Origin of the sequence: Paenibacillus ginsengarvi, from assembly GCF_003626695.1 — a bacterium.
Classification (GTDB): domain Bacteria; phylum Bacillota; class Bacilli; order Paenibacillales; family NBRC-103111; genus Paenibacillus_AB; species Paenibacillus_AB ginsengarvi.
Genome location: NZ_RBAH01000013.1, coordinates 177,948 through 198,481 on the forward strand (window position 1 = coordinate 177,948; position 20,534 = coordinate 198,481).

At 57.1% G+C, this 20,534-nt stretch carries 9 protein-coding genes and 2 riboswitches; all 9 genes read left to right on the forward strand.

From position 1 onward, the window contains the following. The first annotated feature begins 41 nt into the window (after positions 1-41). The 9 genes from D7M11_RS18790 (at position 42) to D7M11_RS18835 (ending at position 20,487) form a co-directional block, all read left to right on the forward strand. Positions 42-9,251, forward strand: a complete 9,210-nt coding sequence (locus D7M11_RS18790; protein ID WP_120748778.1) for a chitobiase/beta-hexosaminidase C-terminal domain-containing protein — start codon at positions 42-44, stop codon at positions 9,249-9,251. Between the two features lie 36 nt (positions 9,252-9,287). Beyond that, positions 9,288-9,992, forward strand: a complete 705-nt coding sequence (locus D7M11_RS18795) for a S1 family peptidase (RefSeq protein WP_120748779.1) — start codon at positions 9,288-9,290, stop codon at positions 9,990-9,992. A gap of 409 nt (positions 9,993-10,401) precedes the next feature. Further along, positions 10,402-10,869, forward strand: a complete 468-nt coding sequence (locus D7M11_RS18805) for an NUDIX hydrolase (RefSeq protein ID WP_120748781.1) — start codon at positions 10,402-10,404, stop codon at positions 10,867-10,869. A gap of 20 nt (positions 10,870-10,889) precedes the next feature. Continuing rightward, a complete protein-coding gene (locus tag D7M11_RS18810) occupies positions 10,890-11,330 on the forward strand; it encodes a GNAT family N-acetyltransferase (RefSeq protein ID WP_120748782.1) in 441 nt (146 codons plus the stop codon). Positions 11,331-11,867: 537 nt separating this feature from the next. Then, a complete protein-coding gene (locus D7M11_RS18815) occupies positions 11,868-13,307 on the forward strand; it encodes a glycoside hydrolase family 88 protein (protein ID WP_120748783.1) in 1,440 nt (479 codons plus the stop codon). Between the two features lie 204 nt (positions 13,308-13,511). Next, positions 13,512-14,294: a M55 family metallopeptidase gene (locus tag D7M11_RS18820; RefSeq protein ID WP_120748784.1), complete on the forward strand. Its 783-nt coding sequence runs from the start codon at positions 13,512-13,514 to the stop codon at positions 14,292-14,294. Positions 14,295-14,411: 117 nt separating this feature from the next. Beyond that, positions 14,412-14,497, forward strand: a riboswitch (cyclic di-GMP riboswitch). Positions 14,498-14,563: 66 nt separating this feature from the next. Then, positions 14,564-14,653, forward strand: a riboswitch (cyclic di-GMP riboswitch). Further along, positions 14,634-15,467: a transglutaminase-like domain-containing protein gene (locus D7M11_RS18825; RefSeq protein ID WP_240041197.1), complete on the forward strand. Its 834-nt coding sequence runs from the start codon at positions 14,634-14,636 to the stop codon at positions 15,465-15,467. Its footprint overlaps the riboswitch before it by 20 nt. Before the next feature lie 443 nt (positions 15,468-15,910). Beyond that, positions 15,911-19,411, forward strand: a complete 3,501-nt coding sequence (locus tag D7M11_RS18830; protein WP_476703836.1) for a collagen binding domain-containing protein — start codon at positions 15,911-15,913, stop codon at positions 19,409-19,411. After that, positions 19,408-20,487 carry an LPXTG cell wall anchor domain-containing protein gene (locus tag D7M11_RS18835; protein WP_120748786.1) on the forward strand — a complete coding sequence of 360 codons (1,080 nt, stop codon included), beginning with the start codon at positions 19,408-19,410 and terminating at the stop codon, positions 20,485-20,487. Before D7M11_RS18830 ends, D7M11_RS18835 begins: the two co-directional genes overlap by 4 nt. Positions 20,488-20,534: the final 47 nt, after the last annotated feature.

Consider the following 20,534-nt stretch of genomic DNA (forward strand, 5'->3'; position numbering starts at 1 on the left):
GTTTTCCTATGTGTTTGCGAAATCAAGAAGGCGGTGTGCAAATGGTAAGAAAGCATAAAGCGAGAGCGATGCTGGGGATCGCTCTTGTCGCTATACTGCTGGCGGTGCTCGGAACGGTCGGCGCCATAAAGGTGAACGCGGATACGGACAAATGGACCGACCATGCGCTTTACAACTGGTACAACCCGAACGACGTAACCGTTACGATCGATTCGCCGGCGAAGCTGGCGGGCGTGGCCAAGCTGGTCAACGAAGGAACCGTCGACGGCTTTCGCAATAAAATTTTGGTGGTGGACCGCGATCTCGACTTGTCCGCCTATGAATGGGTGCCGATCGGCGACGAGCGGAATCCGTTTCGCGGCACACTGATCGCCGCCAATCAGGGCGTATTCAAGATCATCGGCATGAAGCTGTCCGGCAATCTGACGTATGCCGGGCTCGTCGGTTATATGGACCAGGGCACGGTGGGCGGCTTCGAATTTATGAGCAGCGGCAGTATCGATATCGGATCGTCCAACACCACGGGCATTATTTATGTGATGCAATCCGTTTATTCGCAGACGTACGGGCAGGCGTGGCATCTCGTACCGGTGCCGGATACGACCGAAGCGTATGCAGGCGCGGCCGTCGGCAAGATGGTGAACAGCAGTATTGTGTATAACGTCACGAACCGCATTCCGGTGAAGGCGGATTTCGTCGTCAAGCATATTTATGCGGGCGGCATCGTCGGAGCCGGCGAAGGAAGCGTTTCGAACTCGAACAATTTCGCGGCAATTACGACCAGAGGCCCCAATATCGAGAGCGGCGGCATCGTCGGCTACGGGCTGAATCAGGGGCTTGTTGTGAAAAAGGTGGCGAATCAGGCTGCGATCCAGGCAACGGGCGGCAGCGGCGCCATTCATGCGGCGGGTATTGCCGGACATGCGGCCGGATGGCTGAGGATGGCCGATGATGCAACCCCGATCGTCAATAACGGAGCGGTCCAGATTACGGGCGGCCGGATCGCTTATGCGGGCGGCATCGTCGGTCGCGCGGGAGCGGACGTCAATTTCTCGGACGCGACCTCGAACGGCGGAGCCGTTACGATTCAGGCGGCTTCGGCCGAGCAGTCTTATGCGGCGGCCTTGATCGGCTCGATCGATGCGGAGCAATCGAACCCGCTGTTTGCGGCAGCGTTCGTAAACTCTGCGCCGGTCACGAATCACGGCGGAGCTAATGTACACACAGGCATTTTAGCGGGCAATATTAACAGTGCGTTCGTATGGAGCAAGCCGTATCAGAACAGTCTTGTCATCACGGCCAGCGGACAAAACCAAACGTTTACCGGCGGCTTGATCGGAAAAGTCAGCGGCAATGCGACGTTTGCGGATACGGCCAAGAACGGCGCGGCGATTACGGTCGGCGCCGGAACGCAGAAGCCGGGCGAGGCCTACACGGGCGGCCTTATCGGGTACGCGGGCAAGCGGGTGCTGCTGGACAGCGCGGCGGACCAGGCGTACGTCAATAGCGGCGAGATTACCGTAAACGGCGGAACGGGACTGTACACGGGCGGCATCGTGGGGAATAAGGCGTATGCCAGAACGTCCGGACAACCGGCAACCAATGTAATCAGCTCGGCCGATATCCGCGTAAACGGGGACAATCGTTTGTATACCGGTGGCTTTATCGGCATCGTTCCGGCGGACGGAACGGATAAGGCGATTACCGGAGCCTCGTACCAAAAGGAAATTACAGTGACAGCGACCTCGTCTGCTTCAGACCGGACTGTGAGCACCGGGGGGATCGTCGGTTATTACGTGAACCGCACCGACGGCAGCGCGGCCATCGGCAATGTTGCCTTCAGCGGAAGCCTCCGGTCGACCGGAGGCGGGAACGAAACCTACACAGGCGGCATTGCCGGCTATGTGGACGGCGGCCTCATCCGGCAAGCTGCCGCGGGGAATACGGAGACGGCGTTCGCGCCTATCCTTACTGACGGGAATGCCGGCGGTATCGCCGGCTACTTGGACGGAACGATCGATACGGCAAGTGTCAAGTTCACCTCGATCACGCTGCAAACGGCCGGGGGCGTATCCGGAGGTATCGCCGGCAAAGCCAAAGGGGCGATAACAGCAGCGACGGCTGGAGACGCTGTGTTTACGACCGGCTACAGCCTCAAGCTGGATGCGACGGTTCGGGATGCGGCCACCGGCGAAGACCGGATCACGTCTGGCGGCATCGTCGGCGCGAACGCGGGTGCGTTGTCGCTGACGAACAGCCGGGCAGCGAATATCGGCTTGCTTACCCAAGCGGGCAGAAGCCGCTACACGCTCGGCTCGATCGCCGGCTCCCTGGCGGCCGACGCGCAAGTCGGCCAGGCGGGTGCGCCGGTCAAGGCGGAGCATACGAATATCGAACTGCTGGCGTCGGACAGCCAGGTCGGCGGAGCGATCGGTTATAACCGGTCGGGCAACGTACATGTTACGACCGATCAGATGATCTTTACCATTCAAGGGGCGCAGGCGAGGGTTGGCGGTATTTCCGGCGTTCACGATGTTGCTGTCGGAACGGTGCCGGCCGCGGACGGTTTAGGCGCAGCGGGTTTTGCGCTCTCTGCGAGTAACTTGACGTTTACGGCGGCAGGCAGCGGGGCTTCCGTCGGCGGCGCTTTCGGCGAAAATAGCGGAGATACGCCGCGAGCCTCGGCGGAACAAATCGCTATCGTCTCCAGCGGAGCGGATAACCGGATCGGCGGTATCGCCGGAACGAACCGGGGTATTTTGACCGGGAGCTACGCATCCGTTGTTACGATTACAACAAGCGGGTCGGCAGTCGAAGCCGGCGGTATCGCAGGCCGTTCGGAAGCCGCGGCGCAGGGAGCGGCAGCCAAAATCGTCTCGCCGCATGTTCATTCGGAGGATGCGAACTTGATCGTCACCACCGGAGTAGGCTCTTGGCTCGGAGGCATCGCAGGTACCGCGAAGATGACGGAAATCGTCAATCCGCGTGTGGAGGCAGCCGCACCGAACTATGTCGCGATGACGGTTCAAGCGGCCGAGAACGGGGTTGGAGGTCTTGTAGGCCGGAGCGAGCAGGGCAAACTGCTCGGAGATGCGGCTCTGACGAATATCGACAATGTGCTGATTATGACGAGCACGAGTTCGCCTTTGGCCTATGTCGGCGGCATCGCCGCTTACCAGGATCAAACCTCGATTGATAAAATAAACGCTAAAACGGTCAATTTGATCGTAAACGGACCGCAGTCGGTAGTAGGCGGAATGGCCGGATACAACCGAAGCTCACCGTCTGCGTTCATCTCGAATACGTTTATGGACGTGCTGAACATCAAGACGAACGCAACGGCAGCCGGGTCGACGATCGGCGGATATATCGGTCTGAACGACAAACAGACTGGCGATCCTGCGGCAAGTCCGGTTACCGGGGTCAGTACGATCCAGAATAGCCGTTTCGTCGGCTCGGTACAGGTTGCCGCGCCGAGCTCCGTCACCGGCGGCATGGTCGGCGAAAACCGCAGTCTGATCGCCAATAATAGCATTACGGACAAAATTCCGGTTTCCTCCAAAGGCCAGGACGGCATCGTCGGCGGTTTGGCCGGAGTTAACGCGGAAACAGGCACTTTATACTATACGTACTCCAATTCGAATCTCACGATTGATGGGGAAGGCACGCTCGGAGGCGGCTTTGTCGGCGACAACCGAGGTAGCGTGATCGCGTCCTATGTCGATATTGACGTCGTCGGCAACGCTCGCGGCACTTCCGGCCAATCGGTCTATTTGGGAGGCCTTGCCGGCCGCAATACAGGGACGATCGATAAATCGCATTCCGTCTCCAAAGTGACGGCAAACGGTGCCTATACGAACGTCGGGGGTCTCGTCGGCGAACAGGCGGGCGGAACGATCTCCAATTCCTATGCCGGCAATGTCGTCGCGGCAGCGGCTGACGGCTCTTACGTCGGCGGCTTGCTCGGCCGGATTACGAACGGTCAGGTGAACACCGTTTATTCCGCAGCGCTCGTGCAGGCTGGCAGCGGCGCATACGCAGGCGGTTTCGCCGGGCGTTACGACAATGCGAGCAAGGAGCTTTTGTACAAGGCGTACTATATTAAGGATGAGTCGCAAGCGATCAACCAGGATTTGCCGGACTTCGCGGAAGGCAATCATCGCTGGCTGCAGGTGCATGCGCGGCTTAGCACGCTGCAAGCGGCTACGCTGATGGATCGTACGGCATTCCCAACCTTGTCCGGGTGGGATTTCGCGAATACGTGGAAATACGGCTCCGAGCAGGCGGAGTACAAGTATCCCGAGCTTCAGCGGACCGCCAATACCGGCGGCGGCACAGTCGGCGGCGGCGAAGTCAACGCCAACATCGCCTGGTACATGCGCGACAAATACGCGTTTACGTACGACATCAAGACGGAAGCGGAGCTGGCCGGGTTGGCGGCGCTTGTAAACGGCACCGTAACCGGCGCCGACCGGTTCGATTTTGAAGGCCGCACGATTCGCATCGCGAATCCGATTCATATGCAGTCGCGGCAATGGGTGCCGATCGGCAAGGAGGAAAACACGCCGTTCCAAGGTGTTTTCGAAGGCGGCGGTCATCTGATCGACGGTCTCATGCTGCAGCCGGATTACGGCTATTCCGGATTGTTCGGGGTTATCGGCGAGAAGGCGAAAGTCGGCAGTGTCGTTCTGGAGCCTCTGTCCGTAGCCGGGACCGGCTATACCGGGGTACTCGCCGGGTATAACAAAGGCCAGGTTTCGAATGTGTCGATCCGGATCGCCAAAGACCTCAAGATCAGCGGCGGCACGGTTGGCAGTTTGATTGGGAAAAACACAGGGACGTTCCGTGCTGTGAACGTTACGATGGACAGTGGCAGCATGCTGGAAGCTTCCGGCACGGGCGCTGTTGCGGGCGGCTTGATCGGAGACAACGGACAGGCGCTTGATCCGAGCCTGTTCACCTTCCGCTCGGCAGGCGTAACGTTGAACAGCTCGGCCGAAAATGCGACGCTCGGCGGTTTGATCGGCAAGCAGACGGGCTCCGTCCGCTCCTTCGGCCGCGAAGTAGACTTTGCAATAACGGCGTATGGTCCGAATAGCGTGGCGGGCGGTTTGATCGGCCGGCATGTTTCGGGCAATACCGAGGACATAACGCTGACGTATACGACGGGAACGGTAACGGCTTCTGGCGCCGGCTCCATCGTCGGCGGTGTGACGGGCGTATCCGAAGCGGGCAACGGGTTGAAAAACGTAGCGGTTACCGCCTCGGCAACGGGCAAGCAGCTTACGGGCAGCGGAACGCTGGGCGGTATCGTCGGCAGCAAGACGGGAAGCGGTACGAACCGCTTCGACATGGAGCAGGTCAAAGCGGACAAGCTGACGATCGCTTCGCTTGAGACAAGTCCTGAAGCGACGCTTGGCGGCATAACAGGCAAGCTGCACAGTGCAGCCGTGCATCAGGCGGTTTCCGAGGTAGCCCTGCGTGCGGCAGGAGGAGAAGTGAGCGCAGGCGGCATCATCGGCAACGGAGTGGATTCCATTCTGGATCAAGTCGAGGCGGCAGCCGACATCACGTTTGCAGCCAAGTCGGGCGACAGCTCCCTGGGCGGCATCGCCGGCGTAATGACGGCGAACGCTCCGGATCAGGCGTTTGATTTCGGCAGAAAGGCGCCGCTATATCCAGGTATTTATGAAGCGAAAGTGCGCGGAAACGCACTCAGCGCGTCTGGGGGAGACGGCGGCGCCGATCTGAACGTAGGCGGCATTGCCGGCAAACTGAATCAGGCTTCCGTTTATTATGCCAAGACGAATGTCGATTTGGCGGTGCACGGCGCTAAAATCGCGGCGGCGGGCGGCATAGCCGGGGCCAGCAGCGGCATCATCGTCAGCTCGGAGCCGGTTCAGAACATCAGGGCCGATTCCAGCGTCGTATACGATATCGGCGGCGTTGTCGGCCGGGCGTCCGGCGGACAAATTCATTACACGTCGGCGGCATCTCCGGACGGACAAGCGATCGTTGTGGAACGGGCCGTAACGAAGCCGGGAACGGTACCGGCAGTACATGCCGGCGGCCTTATCGGACGCGGCGACAATACGAAGGTAACGAACGCGTACGCGGCGATGCCGGTCAAGGTAACCGACGATAACGCGGATACGACGATTTACGCCGGCGGCTTCGCCGGATTGCTGGGCGATGCAGGCAGCGGCACCGGCACGATGGAACGGGTGTATGCATTAGGTTCGGTCGAGGCGAAAGGCATTACCGGCTCGTATGCGGGCGGCTTTGCCGGCTCTGTAGACCGGTATGATATCGCGGACGCTTATGCGACCGGTCAAGTGGTCAATACCGGCTACGATACCGGCAGCGGCGGCTTCGCCGGCGCCGTGGAGCGGCGGGCGACGATCCGCCATGCTTACGCGGCGCAGACTATTCTCAGCACGACGGGCGTCAATCATCCGACCCGATCGTATACGGGCGGTTTCGCCGGTTACAACGACGGCACGCTGGATGGGGTTTTCGCCAAAACGGCGGAACTTGCGGTAAATGTCAGCGCAGCTAACGTATACAAGGGAGCGCTCGTAGGCTACAATTTCCGCGACGGCAAATTGCTCTCGTCCGCTAATACGGCAGAGCTAGGCCCGATCGGACACAATCTGGGCGCTTCGAACGGCAATGTGCGGGAAGACGTTTCAAGTACGTACAGCGGCTTCGCCGGCTGGAACTTCGATCTGGATGCGGCTTTCCTGAATAGTCAGGTCGCAGCCGATTGGACGATCGTGAACGGATCGCAATTGTCCAGTGTCGTTCGTCTGTACAATGCGGACACGGGACCGGCTTACTATAGCCTGTTCCATAGAACGGCTGCTGAAAAGCCGTCGATCGGCAAAATCGCGCTTGGCGCGAATATCGATCTGGCGGGTAAACGTTGGACGCCGTTTGCCGATTTCCGCGGACAATTCGACGGTCAAGGCTTTAAGCTGACAGGCTTCAAGCATGTGGCAGGCGATACGGCTGAAGCTCAAGGCTTTATGGCCGAAAACAATGGTCTTGTTACGGGCGTTCAATTCGAAGGCGCGTACGTATCGGCCGGATCGAAGGTCGGCATCGTTGCCGGCGTTAACGGTGCGAACGGCGTTATCCGCGACGTTCGGATCGGCGGACAAGTGAAAGGCCGGGACACTGCCGGCGGCGCAGCCGGGGAGAACAAAGGCAAGCTGACCGCGGTTACGGCGGCAGATTTGCGCGTAGAAGGCGAATCGGGTATCGGCGGATTGGCCGGTATCAACGGCGGTACGATTGAGCGTTCGTCCGCTAACGCTTCCGTTACCGCTGCGGGCGGCGCAGCAGGCGGTATTGTCGGCGAACTGAGCCGGGGCGCAATTGTGGAGCAGTCGTTCTCATACGGGGATGTTGCCGCCAAGGGCGACTCCGCGACAGCAGGCGGAATTGCAGGCATCAGCGGCGGTACGATCAGCCATGCGTACGCCTCCGGCAGCGTGAAAGCCGCGGGAGGGTCGCTCGCGAGGGCGGGCGGCATCGCAGGTTATGCGGCGACCGGCACGATCGGCAGCTCGCTCGGCTATGGCGAAGTCGTCGCCGGCGTTAACGATAAGATCGAGCGGGGCAAGACGTTCTTCGGCGGTATAGCCGGACAGAAGGCGGCCGAGGCCGTCATAACGAACAGTTACTACAACAAGCAAGCTCTGAAAGCCGACGTGGCTTATTACGGCGCAGACGGCAAGAAGGCAATCGCAGAAAGCAGCGGAGCAGCAGGTTTGACTGCCAAGCAGCTTACGCAGGGACTGCCTCAAGGGTTCGACAACGGGATTTGGGAAGCGTACGAGGGCTATTACCCGGCGCTCAAGGCATTTGGCCGCTCGAACGCGTCCAAGCTGAGCACTGCAGCCGTCATCCTGAACGAGAAAGATTGGATGAGCCGGGTCGGCACAAGCTTTACGCTTACCTCGGACGCTTCGCTTCAGTGGCAAGCGGATGCGGGAGCGACGTTAACCCGTAGCGCTGCGGGTGTTTTGACGGGAACTGTGAAGAAAGGCGAGCGCGCCCTGCTGACGGTCCAAGCCGGAAACGAGAGCCGCGTCATCGCGGTCAATACGCCGGCGCTTAAGTACACGGAAACGGCCTCGATGCCGGAGGCGACTCCAGCGGGCGCTACATTTAACGAAAACGTCGCTGTTACGCTTTCGGCCGCCGAACCTTCGGCAATCATCTACTACACGCTGGACGGAAGCGAGCCAAGCGTCTACTCCACGCGATATACGGCGCCGATTACGCTTACGGCGACAACGACGATCAAGGCGATCGCGGTTGCCGAAGATAGGGAGGATAGCCCGGTGATGAGCGGGACTTGGACGAAGCGGTTCGCCTTTGTAGGCGGCGGGGGAGGAGCTTTCATTTCTCCACCTGCGATTGAAGCTTCTATCGGCAGCGGTAAAAATGCCGTCGGAGTCAAGGAACCGCTCCAAGTGGCGAAAAACAGCATTTTGAAGCTGAAGGCTCCGGCGGGTCAAGTGATCTATTACACGACCGACGGCAGCACGCCGACCAAAAACAGCAAGGTGTACAAGGAAGGCGATATCGTCATCACAGGCAATATGACGATCAAGGCGATAACCGATAAAGATGATCGCCTCATCACGATCGAGTACAAGGTCGAGAACGCGAAATTCGATATCAAGAAAGACGCGGCGGATGTGAAGTATATCGGCGCAGGTAGCGGCAGTAAGGAATTCCGGCCGGATGCGGCCATTACCCGCTACGAGCTGATCGAGGCGCTGTCTTCCTTGCTGGACAAGGAGGACGTCAGTGTAGACAATCTGCTGGCGGAAGTGAAGGAAGAGGCGAAGGACCGGGTAGCCTTCTTTACGTCGGCGGGTATTATCGAAGGGTATCCGGACGGCACGTTCGGCGGAGACCGCGGATTGACCCGCGCCGAGTTCGTCGTTATGATGTCCCGGGTGCTGAGACTGGATGCGAATACTCGCGGGAATACGGTGCTGACAGATGTAGACGGACATTGGGCCGAATGGTACATTAACGCCTTCACGAAAGCGGGTTATGTGGAAGGCTTCCCGGACGGCACGTTCCAGCCGGACGGCGAAATTACGCGGGCTCAGGCGGTTGTCATCATCAACCGGATTATCGGCAAGAAGAAGCAGGACGCGCCGGCCGTATTCGGCGACCTGACCCCAGATCATTGGGCGTTCCAGGACATTATGGCGGCGGCGGAGTAAAACCTCGATACTCGGAAAGGCGGTAGGGAACAGCCGATGAAACGAAAAATCGCGGCAGCGGCATTATGCATCCTCATTTGTCTGGTATCCGGCACAGCCGTCTGGATGAACGCTCGGGCGGACACACCCGTCGTTTACAATGCAGAGGACATTTATGCGAAAAGCGGGCAGACCGTCCTGTACATCCGGATTTTATGGGAAGACGGCTCGCTCAAGGCGACGGGAAGCGGCGTGATACTCTCCCCGGAGGGGCTTGCGGCAACTGCCTACCATGTGGTCAAGGAGGCGGAGCGTATCGAAGGAACGCTTCGCGACGGCCGCGTCGTAAGCCCGATCGAGGTGGTCGGCTACGACGAACTGACCGACGCGGCGCTGATCCGGCTGCCGGCACTGCCCGGCGGGAACGGGGAAGGCTACGACTATGTGCCGGTTCGTCAGACGGCGGTGTTGTACGGAGAGAAAGTGTTTGCGATCGGTTATCCGATGGCGAACACGCCGATCATTACCGAAGGGATCGTGAACAGTCCGAGCGCCGAAATTAACGGGCGCAGCCGGATCTTGACCTCGGCCCAGATCGCAAGCGGCATGTCGGGCGGGCCGGTTCTCGACCGGTTCGGCCGGGTGGCGGGAATCGTCTCCGGCTCGCTGCGGACGATGAACAACATTCATCTGGTCATCGGCATGGACGATGTCCGGGCATTGCCCGGCGCGGAGGCGATCCGGCGCCTTGACGCCGAATAAAAATGAAGGTACCTTTGCGGAGCTATCCGCCAAGGTGCCTTTTTTTGATGCTGGTTGGCAGAAGGCGAGCCCGGTGTTCGATGGAGCCGTCCAGTTCCGCGAGTGTTTCGCGGTGGTGGATGGTAGTGTTCTTTTGAACACTTTCGGCCACATTTTCTGGCCCAAATCACCGGTTGTAAAATTAAGGAAAATTCCGTATGATAGAGCAAACCGAATACGATCTTTTCAACCAGTTTCGGCGGAGGGGTGGCCCTATGATGCCGCGGCAACCGGCGTACAGGCGCGGTGCAAATTCCGGCGGAGAGTATTCGGCCCTCTGACCAAAGGTGGAACAAGGCGATGCCGGTCCTGACGGCGGCGACCCGTTTTCCCCTGAAGAGGGCGATCCAGAGGAAGGGAGCCGGTTTGAATGTCCATTCGAGTTAGAGTAACTTGCATTTGTATTCGGGATGGGAAAATCGTATTGATGAAAAAGCTGGTGCCCTCTTATGTCACCTACAATCAACTGACGCCACCCGGCGGGGGCGTGGAATTTCAGGAGACACTGGAGCAGGCGTGCATAAGAGAAATGGATGAGGAAACGGGGCTGATCGTCCGCAATCCGCAGATGACAGGTGTGGAAACTTCCATGTCCCGCAGAGACGGCGCGCATACCGTTACTTTCTATTTCGTGACGGATGAGGTGAACGGTGAGCTGCTTGTTAAGGAGCCTCACAAGCATATCCCTTATTGGGTGGAGTTGGACGAGCTGCCGTCTCATGCGTCCGTTCCCGAGTATTATAAAGAAATAATGGCGAGAGCGATTCAACGAGGAGCGTTCTTCAATGCGCGTGTCAAATTTCTGGAGCCGGAAGGGAAGGTTGTTTGGTCTTTGTAAAAAGATGCGGAGGTTGACTCATGGAAATGACGTATAAGCAGTATGTCATTAGCGACGATCGATCGAAAGTTAACGTCCAGACCGTCATCGATTTTTTGGCAAACAGTTACTGGGCCAGCCGGAGGTCCCCGGAAACGATACAACTATCAATCCAAAACTCGATTTGTTACAGCGTTTACGACGGAGAGCGCATGATCGGTTTCGCGAGAATCGTCACCGATGGAGCAACGATGTATTATTTGTGCGATGTGTTTGTATTGGAGCCGTACCGGGGCCAGGGAATTTCCAAAAAACTGATCGAAGTCATTACAAACGATCCGCAGTTCGAATGGATGACGGGCGTTCTGGGAACGAAGGACGCGCACGGGTTGTACGAGCAATTCGGGTTTGTGCGCGAACAGGAGCGATACATGAAAAGATTGCCCCAGGCCCGAAGGGAGCGGGGAGCCAAACAATACTAGCTGCTCCTTCCGGCAACGGAATGCCAGTGCATTTGCCGGGAAAGTATTTTTACTCCGGGCTGGCCCGTAATGAATGGTTGCATGGAGTGCAGGATGACGTTCAAAAAAGGCTGTTTCGCGGCAGAGGGATCTGCTTACGGAACAGTTTTTTTTAACGATTAAGAAAGTTTAAGTTCGTGGTATAGCAAAAGTATTGGCTGCTGACGACCAAACATAGGAATGCTCCTTATCGATAACGCGCGGCGATCGCACTTGCACATAGCTTCTATTGCATAAGAATTACTAGACAAGAATTGCCGAATCTTAGCGGACATTGGGAAGATACGGGACTTTTTCTGCTTTTCGCTCCAAAGCCTATCCAGACACACCTAACCAATAATCGTTAAACAAATCGGAGTATTCTTTATGGCACTCTATCAGAATAGGAATAAAATAGTAGATAGTGTCCCCAGCCTGCCGTCTTTCACCTATCGGCAGGCGGGACAAGGTTACTAGGGAGGGAGTTCTATCGATACAGTAATCCATTACCCGGCGCGGATGGATGACAAAGCGAGCATAAACGTACCGGATGGCAAAAGATTGCCGAGCGGCTGGACGGCGGTGCCGCTCGACCAAGCTGCGGGCGTGCGCCTGACGTGGCCAGCGGACGATACTCGCCCTCAAAAGCTTCCGGCAGGCACGGACTGCCGCCTGCGCCTGTCGGTCGCGCTCGACTACCGCGATGCCCAGCTCGTGGAGGCGCGTCTGGCCGAGTCGGGCGCTTTGCTGGGCTGCTTTGATATCCGGTTCGCCTACGTTTTCCAACTATTCGAACTGCCGCTAACGAGCGAACAAGCGGAAGCGGCGCTGTGCGAAGGTGTCGTGCTGCGGCGCTGCGGCGGCGAGTTGCCGCTGTGGATTTTCGACGAGTTGGGGGGCGAGGTGAAACTTCGGCTGTTTGCCCCGCATCTGGTTGCCGGCGCGGATGCTAATGCTGAGACGGACCTTATGGAGCGTTTTCTGGACAGTTTCGTTTCGCTTTCGTCTCTGCAGCCTTTCGGCTGGCTCGAAGGCTGCGTGCTGGACGGACTGTACGCGCTTCGTCCGGTCCTGGGCGCTGTGAAGATCGATCCGGCGCTGGATGATCACCTCGCTCAATATGTCGCAGCGGATGGCCGCCTACATTATGAAGATCTTCACGGCCGCGCTGCGGACGACTCGTTTACAACGATCGAGGCGACGCTCCCGCTCGCCGTCATCGCCAAATACCGGCCGGACCATCCGGTCGTGGAGCGCGCGCTGGCGTATTGGACGGCGAAGTCGGACGGAGGCGCCGGAGCGATTACCGACGGCCAAACTGTCACGGCGGAAGGGATGTACACAGTTGCGTATCCCCTTGCCGTTATTGCTTCACGGGAAAAGCGAGGCGACTTGGCGGAGCAGGCCGTACGTCAGATGTTGCTTCGCCGGGATACGCTCGCAGTCGGCCCACACGTATATTTGAGGTACGCGCAGCGGACGGGAGAGCGCACGTTCCGCAGCTGGGCGCGAGCCTTTGCCTGGTACATGCTTGGCATGACGAGAACGTGGATCGAGCTGAAGCAGTCCGATCACGCCGGGCTGCCCGAAATGGCGGCGATCGAGGAGGAACTGGTGCGAATCGCCGACGTTGCCCTCGGCTGGAGACAGTCGTCCGGTCTATGGTCGTGCTTTCTGGACGAGCCGCAAACGGGAATCGACACGTCTGGCTCGTCCGGCATCGCCGCCGCGCTGGCGCTCGGAGCCGGTCATGGACTGCTGGCGCAGCGCCATCTGGATGCGGCGGCCGAAAGTTTGGCCTCCCTGCGGCCGTATTTGACGCCGGACGGTATCCTCTCCGGCGTCGCCCAGCACAATGCCGGCGGAGTGGAGCTGCAGCGCGGCGGCTATCGTGTCTTGTCGCAGATGGGAATGGGCCTGATGGCCCAGCTTTACGCAGGACTTCTCACCCGTTCGTAAACGAATTCGCATCGTTGGCGGCAGCTGCAGAGCCCAACACGCTGAAAAGCCCGGAGAACCCGGGCTTTTAGCCATTCATTTATGGACAACATGATGACGTTGTCTTCACTCGGGGGATGCACTACTATGAGAACGAGAACGAAACTTGCTGATTGCGCGTTAGAGTAGGAGTTTTGCTCGATTACCTATTCAGGAGGAACAGGGATGAAATTTTTCATCATTACCGATTTGGAGGGTGTCGCCGGAACCGATTCGTTTACCCAAACCCGCACGAACGATGTGCTTGCCAAACAAGCTTCCATGAAGCAACTAGCGAGGGAAGTGAACGGCTGTGTCGAAGGGATCCGTTCCGTTTACCCGGAGGCGGTCGTGGATGTGCTGGACGGCCACGGCAGCGGGGGCTTGTTTCCGGAAGATCTCGTAAACTGCAGCTATCTCGATACGAAGGAAGGACGGCGTCCCCATCATAGGCTGGACGGCTACTCGGCGCTGCTGTTCGTCGGGCAGCACGCGATGGCGGGCACGATCGACGCTCCGCTGTGCCATACGTATTCCTCGGTCGAAGTGATGTATTACCGGCTGAACGGCGTATTTGTCGGCGAGTTCGCCACGCATGCCTTGCAAGCGGGGGTGTGGTCGGTTCCGACGATCTTTTTGGCCGGGGACGACAAGGCCGCTCTGGAGGCGAAACTGTTCGTACCCGAAATCGAAACGGTCGTCACCAAGTACGGCAAAGGACTGGAAAGCGCCGACCATTTGAGCTTAGACGAATCGGTCGAGCGTATCCGCGAAGGAGCGGCGCGGGCCGTCCGCCGTATGGAGCGGATTCCGCCGTTTGACCGGCTGCGGGCGCCGTATGTATTCGAAGCGAGATATTACAAACCGTTCAGCGAGGAGTGGCTCGCGAGAAAACGTCCCGATGCCGTACTCATTGATGAACGGACGTATCGGATCGAAACGGATGATTTGTTCCAGCTCCCGTTTTAAGACCCATGGAAAAGCTTCGGCAGGAAGCTTTTCTTTGTTTTCGACAAACTTCATCTTTTTCGGACTTTCTATTGATTTGTTCGTCAAATTTGGTATGATACAAATAGGAAAGCTGATTCACGATAACGGCAAACCTGCTGAAAGGCAGCGGCGCAAAGCTACAGGGCCTTCTTGACCTCGGTCAATGGCAGCCAGCTACCGAACGGGTATGCTTTTTTTGTGCTTGTTTCCGGGTTGTCGATTCTACCAGATATGCATATGAAACTCTATAACGATAATAGCAAACTTGCCGAAAGGCAAGGACGCAAAGCTACAGGGCCTTCCTGACATTCCTGTCAGATGGCAGCCTGGCTACCGAAGGGAGTTTTGGGCATGCGCCATATGCTGCTTGCCTTAGCGCTCGTTTTCGCTTTACTGGTCCATCCGCCTGCTATACAAGCCGCTCCGGTCGGCGATTGGCTTAATCTGGACGGTGTAACTAACGGCGCCATCCGCGTCGCCTACGATGTCAAGCCCGGCGTCAAGACGAAGCTAATGATCGAGAAGGGTCAAGACAAATATACGTACACACTGCTGCCGAACAAAGGCGAAGAGACATTCGCGCTGCAAATGGGCAACGGCGATTATACGGTTACGGTTCTGGAGCAAATGGAAGGAAACAAGTACAAGATCGTGCAAGAAGCAACCGTCAAGCTCGAAGTCGCGGACAGCACGAAAGTGTATCTGAACCCAATCCAAAATGTAAATTTTACGGCTGCGAATGAAGCCGTAAAAAAAGCGAAGGAATTGACAGCTACGCTGGCAACCGATCGGGAAAAAGTACAAGCCATCTACGAATATATCATCAACAACATTCAATACGACGAAGCGCTGGCTGCAAATGTACCCGCCGATTATATACCGGATATCGACCGCACGCTCGCGGCCAAAACAGACATTTGCTACGGCTACGCAGCATTGTTTGCCGGTATGCTGAGAGGTATAGATATTCCGGCCAAGCTTATCATGGGAACGACGGAATACGTCAGCGCCTATCACGCCTGGAACGAAGTTTATGTAAATAACCAATGGGTCACGATCGATACGACGGTTGATGCCGGTTGGAACGGAAGCGGCACCGCCTTCCAAATGGAAAAAGATGCTGCGAAATATAACCCTGCCAAGACGTATTAAGCTTGTGCAGCCTGGGAAGCCCCGACCATAAGGTCCGGGGTTTTTTCCAGTTGTTCAGAAATTGTACAGATTCGAGGTCTATACTGCAAGAAATCGAGTATCCATTTGATGAGCAGATTGCTCGGGTGAAAGGAGGTTATGTACGTTTTTTCCGCGCTGTCATCAAGTCCAGCCGCTCACTAGTGCTGCTACAGATTGACGGCGCCGGCACATGAGAGAGTACGCACCTGTTCCGGGTGCGCGGAAAAAGGTGATGGGAGACGAAACGAATAGTTATGAAAAAGAAAATCGGTTCTTTGTTTTTTGCCATTATGTTGTTTATTCAGGCCTTGTTTGGCGGAGCTTTGTGGGGCAGCGGCTCGGTGTATGGTTCCGTTTACGGTTCGGTGTACGGCTCCGTTTACGGCGTCAACACCGGCAGCATTTTGACCAAGCTGACGATAATGGACGATGCCGGTACGGTTATCGATGCCGTGTACAATCCGGGCAGTCAGCTGAATGTAGGCGCGGCCGTAAGACTGAGCTATGACTGGGAGCTTCCGAACGGCCATAGCTACAAGGACGGCGACACCTTCACATTCAACCTGCCGTCCCAGTTCGAGATTTATACGGACATATCCGCTCCGCTCGTAAGCGGACAGGGCACGGTCGGCAGTTTCACGGTTGATCGCAGCGGCAAGGTTGTTATGACCTTCAACGACTATGTGGAGAGTCATTCCAACGTAAGCGGCAAGCTGGAAGTTCGGACCGAGTTCAGCCTGCAGACGATCAAGGGCAGCACGGAGGTCGTGATCGCCATTCCGGTGAGAAGCGGCGTGCAGACTGCGGTAGTGAACTTGAAACCTCAAACCGGCAAAGTCATTGACAAGCAAGGCATTGCGGTCGGCAAAGACCAGATCGACTGGACGGTCCAGGTAAACAAGACGCTCGACAAAATCAAGCATGCCGTCATGACCGATACGCTTCCGGCCGGTCTGGAGCTGATTGCGGGCTCGGTGAAGATGTACCATCTGCAAGTGAACGGCGACGGGACAACCGTGCTGGGCGCGCTTGCCGATCCCAGCCTGTATTCGGTTGATACGAGCAGCGGTACCGGGTTCAAGCTGAAGTTCCTTGACGAAACGATCAGCAAAGCGTATCAGGTGCAGTTTTCGACGAAAGTAACGGGAGAGCAAAGCGACTTCAAGAATACGGCGGTGCTTTCGGGCGACAGTATGGCGAATGCGACCGCTACCTCGACGGTAACGATTCAGCGCGGCGAATTGCTGACCAAAGGGTATGAAAGCAGCGACTTGCAAACCGGTATCATTACATGGGTCATCAAGTACAATTTCGGCGAAAAAAACATAACGAAAGCTAACGCCTACTTAACCGATACGTTCAACGCCAGTCAAACGCTCGTGCCGGGCACGTTCACTGTGTACAAGGCGGATACGAGCGATATCGTTCCGGCAAGCGACTATACGCTGACCGAAACGGCGAACGGATTTACGCTCCAGTTCAATAACGACATCAACTCGCCGTATTCGATCAAGTATAAAACGAAGCCGGTTCAACGGATTGAAGCGAACGAGAAGATCGTGAACAAAGTAACGACGGCCGGGAACGTGTCCAAAGAGTCGAGCGTCACGCTGTCCAGCCGAATTGTCGTGAAGCAGAATACGGGCGCTAACTACAAGACCAAAACGACATCGTGGAAAATTACGGTCAATAACGACAAAAAGCCGGATGGCACCTACTACAGCATGGATAGTGTGCTGCTGAAGGATACGTTTACGAATGGCGGACTCGAGTTCGTGCCGGGAACGCTGCAAATCAAAAGCGCGGACGGCAAGACGGTGCTGAATCAGCCGGGCGATTACACGCTCGTCGCTGCTAACAACCGTAACGGCTTTGACATTCAGTTCACGAAAACGCTCGACCAGCCTTATGTCATTACGTTCGACACGAAATTCGACCTGGACTGGAAAACGGACAAAAATAAAGCCATCACGAACAAAGCGATCGTAACTTGGGTAGAAGGCGGCAAGGCGAAAGGGCCTGTCGAGTCCTCGGCCAATTTTAACCCGGACACCTATACGCAAAATAACGGCGCCAAAAGTGGCAAATACGATCCCGTTAACAAAATCATTACATGGGATGTCATGCTGAATTACAATCTGGATTCGATCGCCCAGGCGGTCGTGACCGACGTACTGAAGCAAGGGCAAGCTCTCGTGCCGAACTCCGTAAAAGTATACGAGATGAATTTGCTCGGATCCAGCAACGGCGTATCGAAGGGCAACGCGGTCGATACTAGCCTGTATGAAGTAACGCCTCCGTCGGCTGCAAACGGCAATGAGCTGTCCGTTCGCTTCCTCGGCCCGATCGACTCGCCGTACTGGATTACGTTCCAGACGACGCTGAAGGATGCGCTGATCGAGAAGGAGATTCAGAACGTCGCCGTTCTGAAGGACGGGGCCACGCAGGTAGCGCAGTGGAGCGCCAAGGTTACTGTTCCTCACGGCGGCGAGTATGTGACGAAAAGCGGCGCGCAAAACGGCAACAAAATCGATTGGACGATCCGGATCAACGAAGGGCAGTCTTATGTATCTAATGCGAAAATTATCGATCAGCCGAGCGCCAACCAGATTCTGATCGAAGATTCGTTCCATTTGTTCGCAACGAAGTACGACAGCAAAAACGCCGTGGTCAAGGATGGCGAGCTGGTCAAAGGAACGGATTATACGCTGACGATCAAAAATGCTGGCGGCAATCAGGAAACGTTCGAGATTGTGTTCACCAAAGAAATTGCTTCGCTGTACATTTTGGAATACCAGTCGTTCATTACTGCTGCCGACAAAGAGATGGTGAGCAACGCGGTATCGCTCGAGGGAGAGCGCCTGACAACCGAGGTTCGCGAAACGAGCAAAGATATTGTCGTGCGCACTTCGTCCGGTTCGGGCTCCGGCGGCGGAGTGACGGGCAGTCTGGAAGTAACGAAAGTCGCTAAGGACGACCCGCAGCAAGTGCTCGCTGGCGCGAAGTTCGCCCTGTACGACAAGGCGGGCAGCCGGGCGCCGCAGGTGAAGACGACCGGTGCGGACGGCAAAATTTTGTTCACCGGCCTGCTGTACGATAATTACGTGCTGGAGGAGCTTACCGCCCCGGACGGTTATGTGATCGACCAGGCCAAGCGGGATGTAACGATCGATTCCGCCATTGTGAAAGACGGCAATGTGAAGAAGGTAACGGTAACGAACAGCAAAAAGCAAACACCGGCCGAGCCGAAGGGCAGTCTGGAAGTGACGAAGGTCGCTAAGGACGATCCCGCGAAGGTGCTGGCGGGAGCGGAGTTCGCCCTGTACGACAAGGCGGGCAAACTAGCGCCTATTACCCGGACGACGGGAGCCGACGGCAAAGCGACGTTTACGAATTTGCCGTACGACGATTACATTCTGGAAGAACTTACAGCACCAAGCGGTTACGTGATCGATCAGGCGAAGTACGAAGTGACGATCGGTTCGTCCGCCGTGAAAGTAACGGTAACGAATAGCAAGAAGCAAACGCCGGTGGAGCCGAAGGGCAGTCTGGAAGTGACGAAGGTCGCTCAGGACGATCCGGCGAAAGTGCTGGCAGGAGCGGAGTTTGCCCTGTACGACAAAGCGGGCAAGCGTGCGCGGCTCGTGCAAACGACGGATGCCGATGGCAAAGCGACGTTCAGCGATCTGCCGTACGACGACTACATCCTGGAAGAGCTGACGGCCCCGAACGGCTACGCGATCGATCAGGCGAAGTACGAAGTGACGATCGGTTCGTCCGCCGTGAAAGTAACGGTAACGAATAGCAAGAAGCAAACGCCGGTGGAGCCGAAGGGCAGTCTGGAAGTGACGAAGGTCGCTCAGGACGATCCGGCGAAAGTGCTGGCAGGAGCGGAGTTCGCTCTGNNGGTTCGTCCGCCGTGAAAGTAACGGTAACGAATAGCAAGAAGCAAACGCCGGTGGAGCCGAAGGGCAGTCTGGAAGTGACGAAGGTCGCTCAGGACGATCCGGCGAAAGTGCTGGCAGGAGCGGAGTTCGCTCTGTACGACAAAGCGGGCAAGCGTGTGCGCCTTGTGCAGACGACGGATTCCGACGGCAAAGCGACGTTCAGCGATCTGCCGTACGACGACTATATCCTGGAAGAGCTGACGGCCCCGAACGGCTACGCGATCGATCAAGCGAAGTATGAAGTGACGATCGGTTCGTCCGCCGTGAAAGTAACGGTAACGAACAGCAAGAAGCAAACGCCGGTGGAGCCGAAGGGAAGTCTGGAAGTGACGAAGGTCGCTAAGGACGACTCGGCGAAGGTGCTGGCGGGAGCGGAGTTCGCCCTGTACGACAAAGCGGGCAAGCGAGCGCGGCTCGTGCAAACGACGGATGCCGATGGCAAAGCGACGTTCAGCGATCTGCCGTACGACGACTATATCCTAGAAGAGCTGACGGCTCCGAACGGCTACGCGATCGATCAAGCGAAGTACGAAGTGACAATCGGTTCGTCCGCCGTGAAAGTAACGGTAACGAACAGCAAGAAGCAAACGCCGGTGGAGCCAGGCAATCCGGGCAATCCGGGTGGCAATCCAGAGGAACCGGGCGGCAATCCGGACACTCCTTCGAATCCTGGAACCCCGGTAAATCCGGGCAAGCCGGAAACGCCTACCGGAGAAAAGATTGTAACGGATGAAGAGACGCCGAAGGGCGGGGTGACTCCGAAAGAGCCTTCGACGAAAACGCCGGAGGTGCCTCCGGTCCAAATCGATGAGGAAGAGACGCCGAAAGGCGGTGTAACTCCGAAGGAGCCTGAGGCCCCAACGCCGGTAGTACCTTCGATCGAAATCGTGGATGAGGAAACGCCGAAGGGCGGAGTTCCAAAAGTAGCGGTTCCGGCGCTTCCGCAAACCGGCGAGGCGAATCCTTTGCCGATGTACATCGCAGGTATTGCTTTGATCGCTGCCGGACTTTACGCCAGACGCAAAAGCATGAAATCGAAAAAAGGCCTGTAAGCGGCCGGCTCCCCTTGTCCTGCTTAAACTTGTCGGGATAAGGGGAG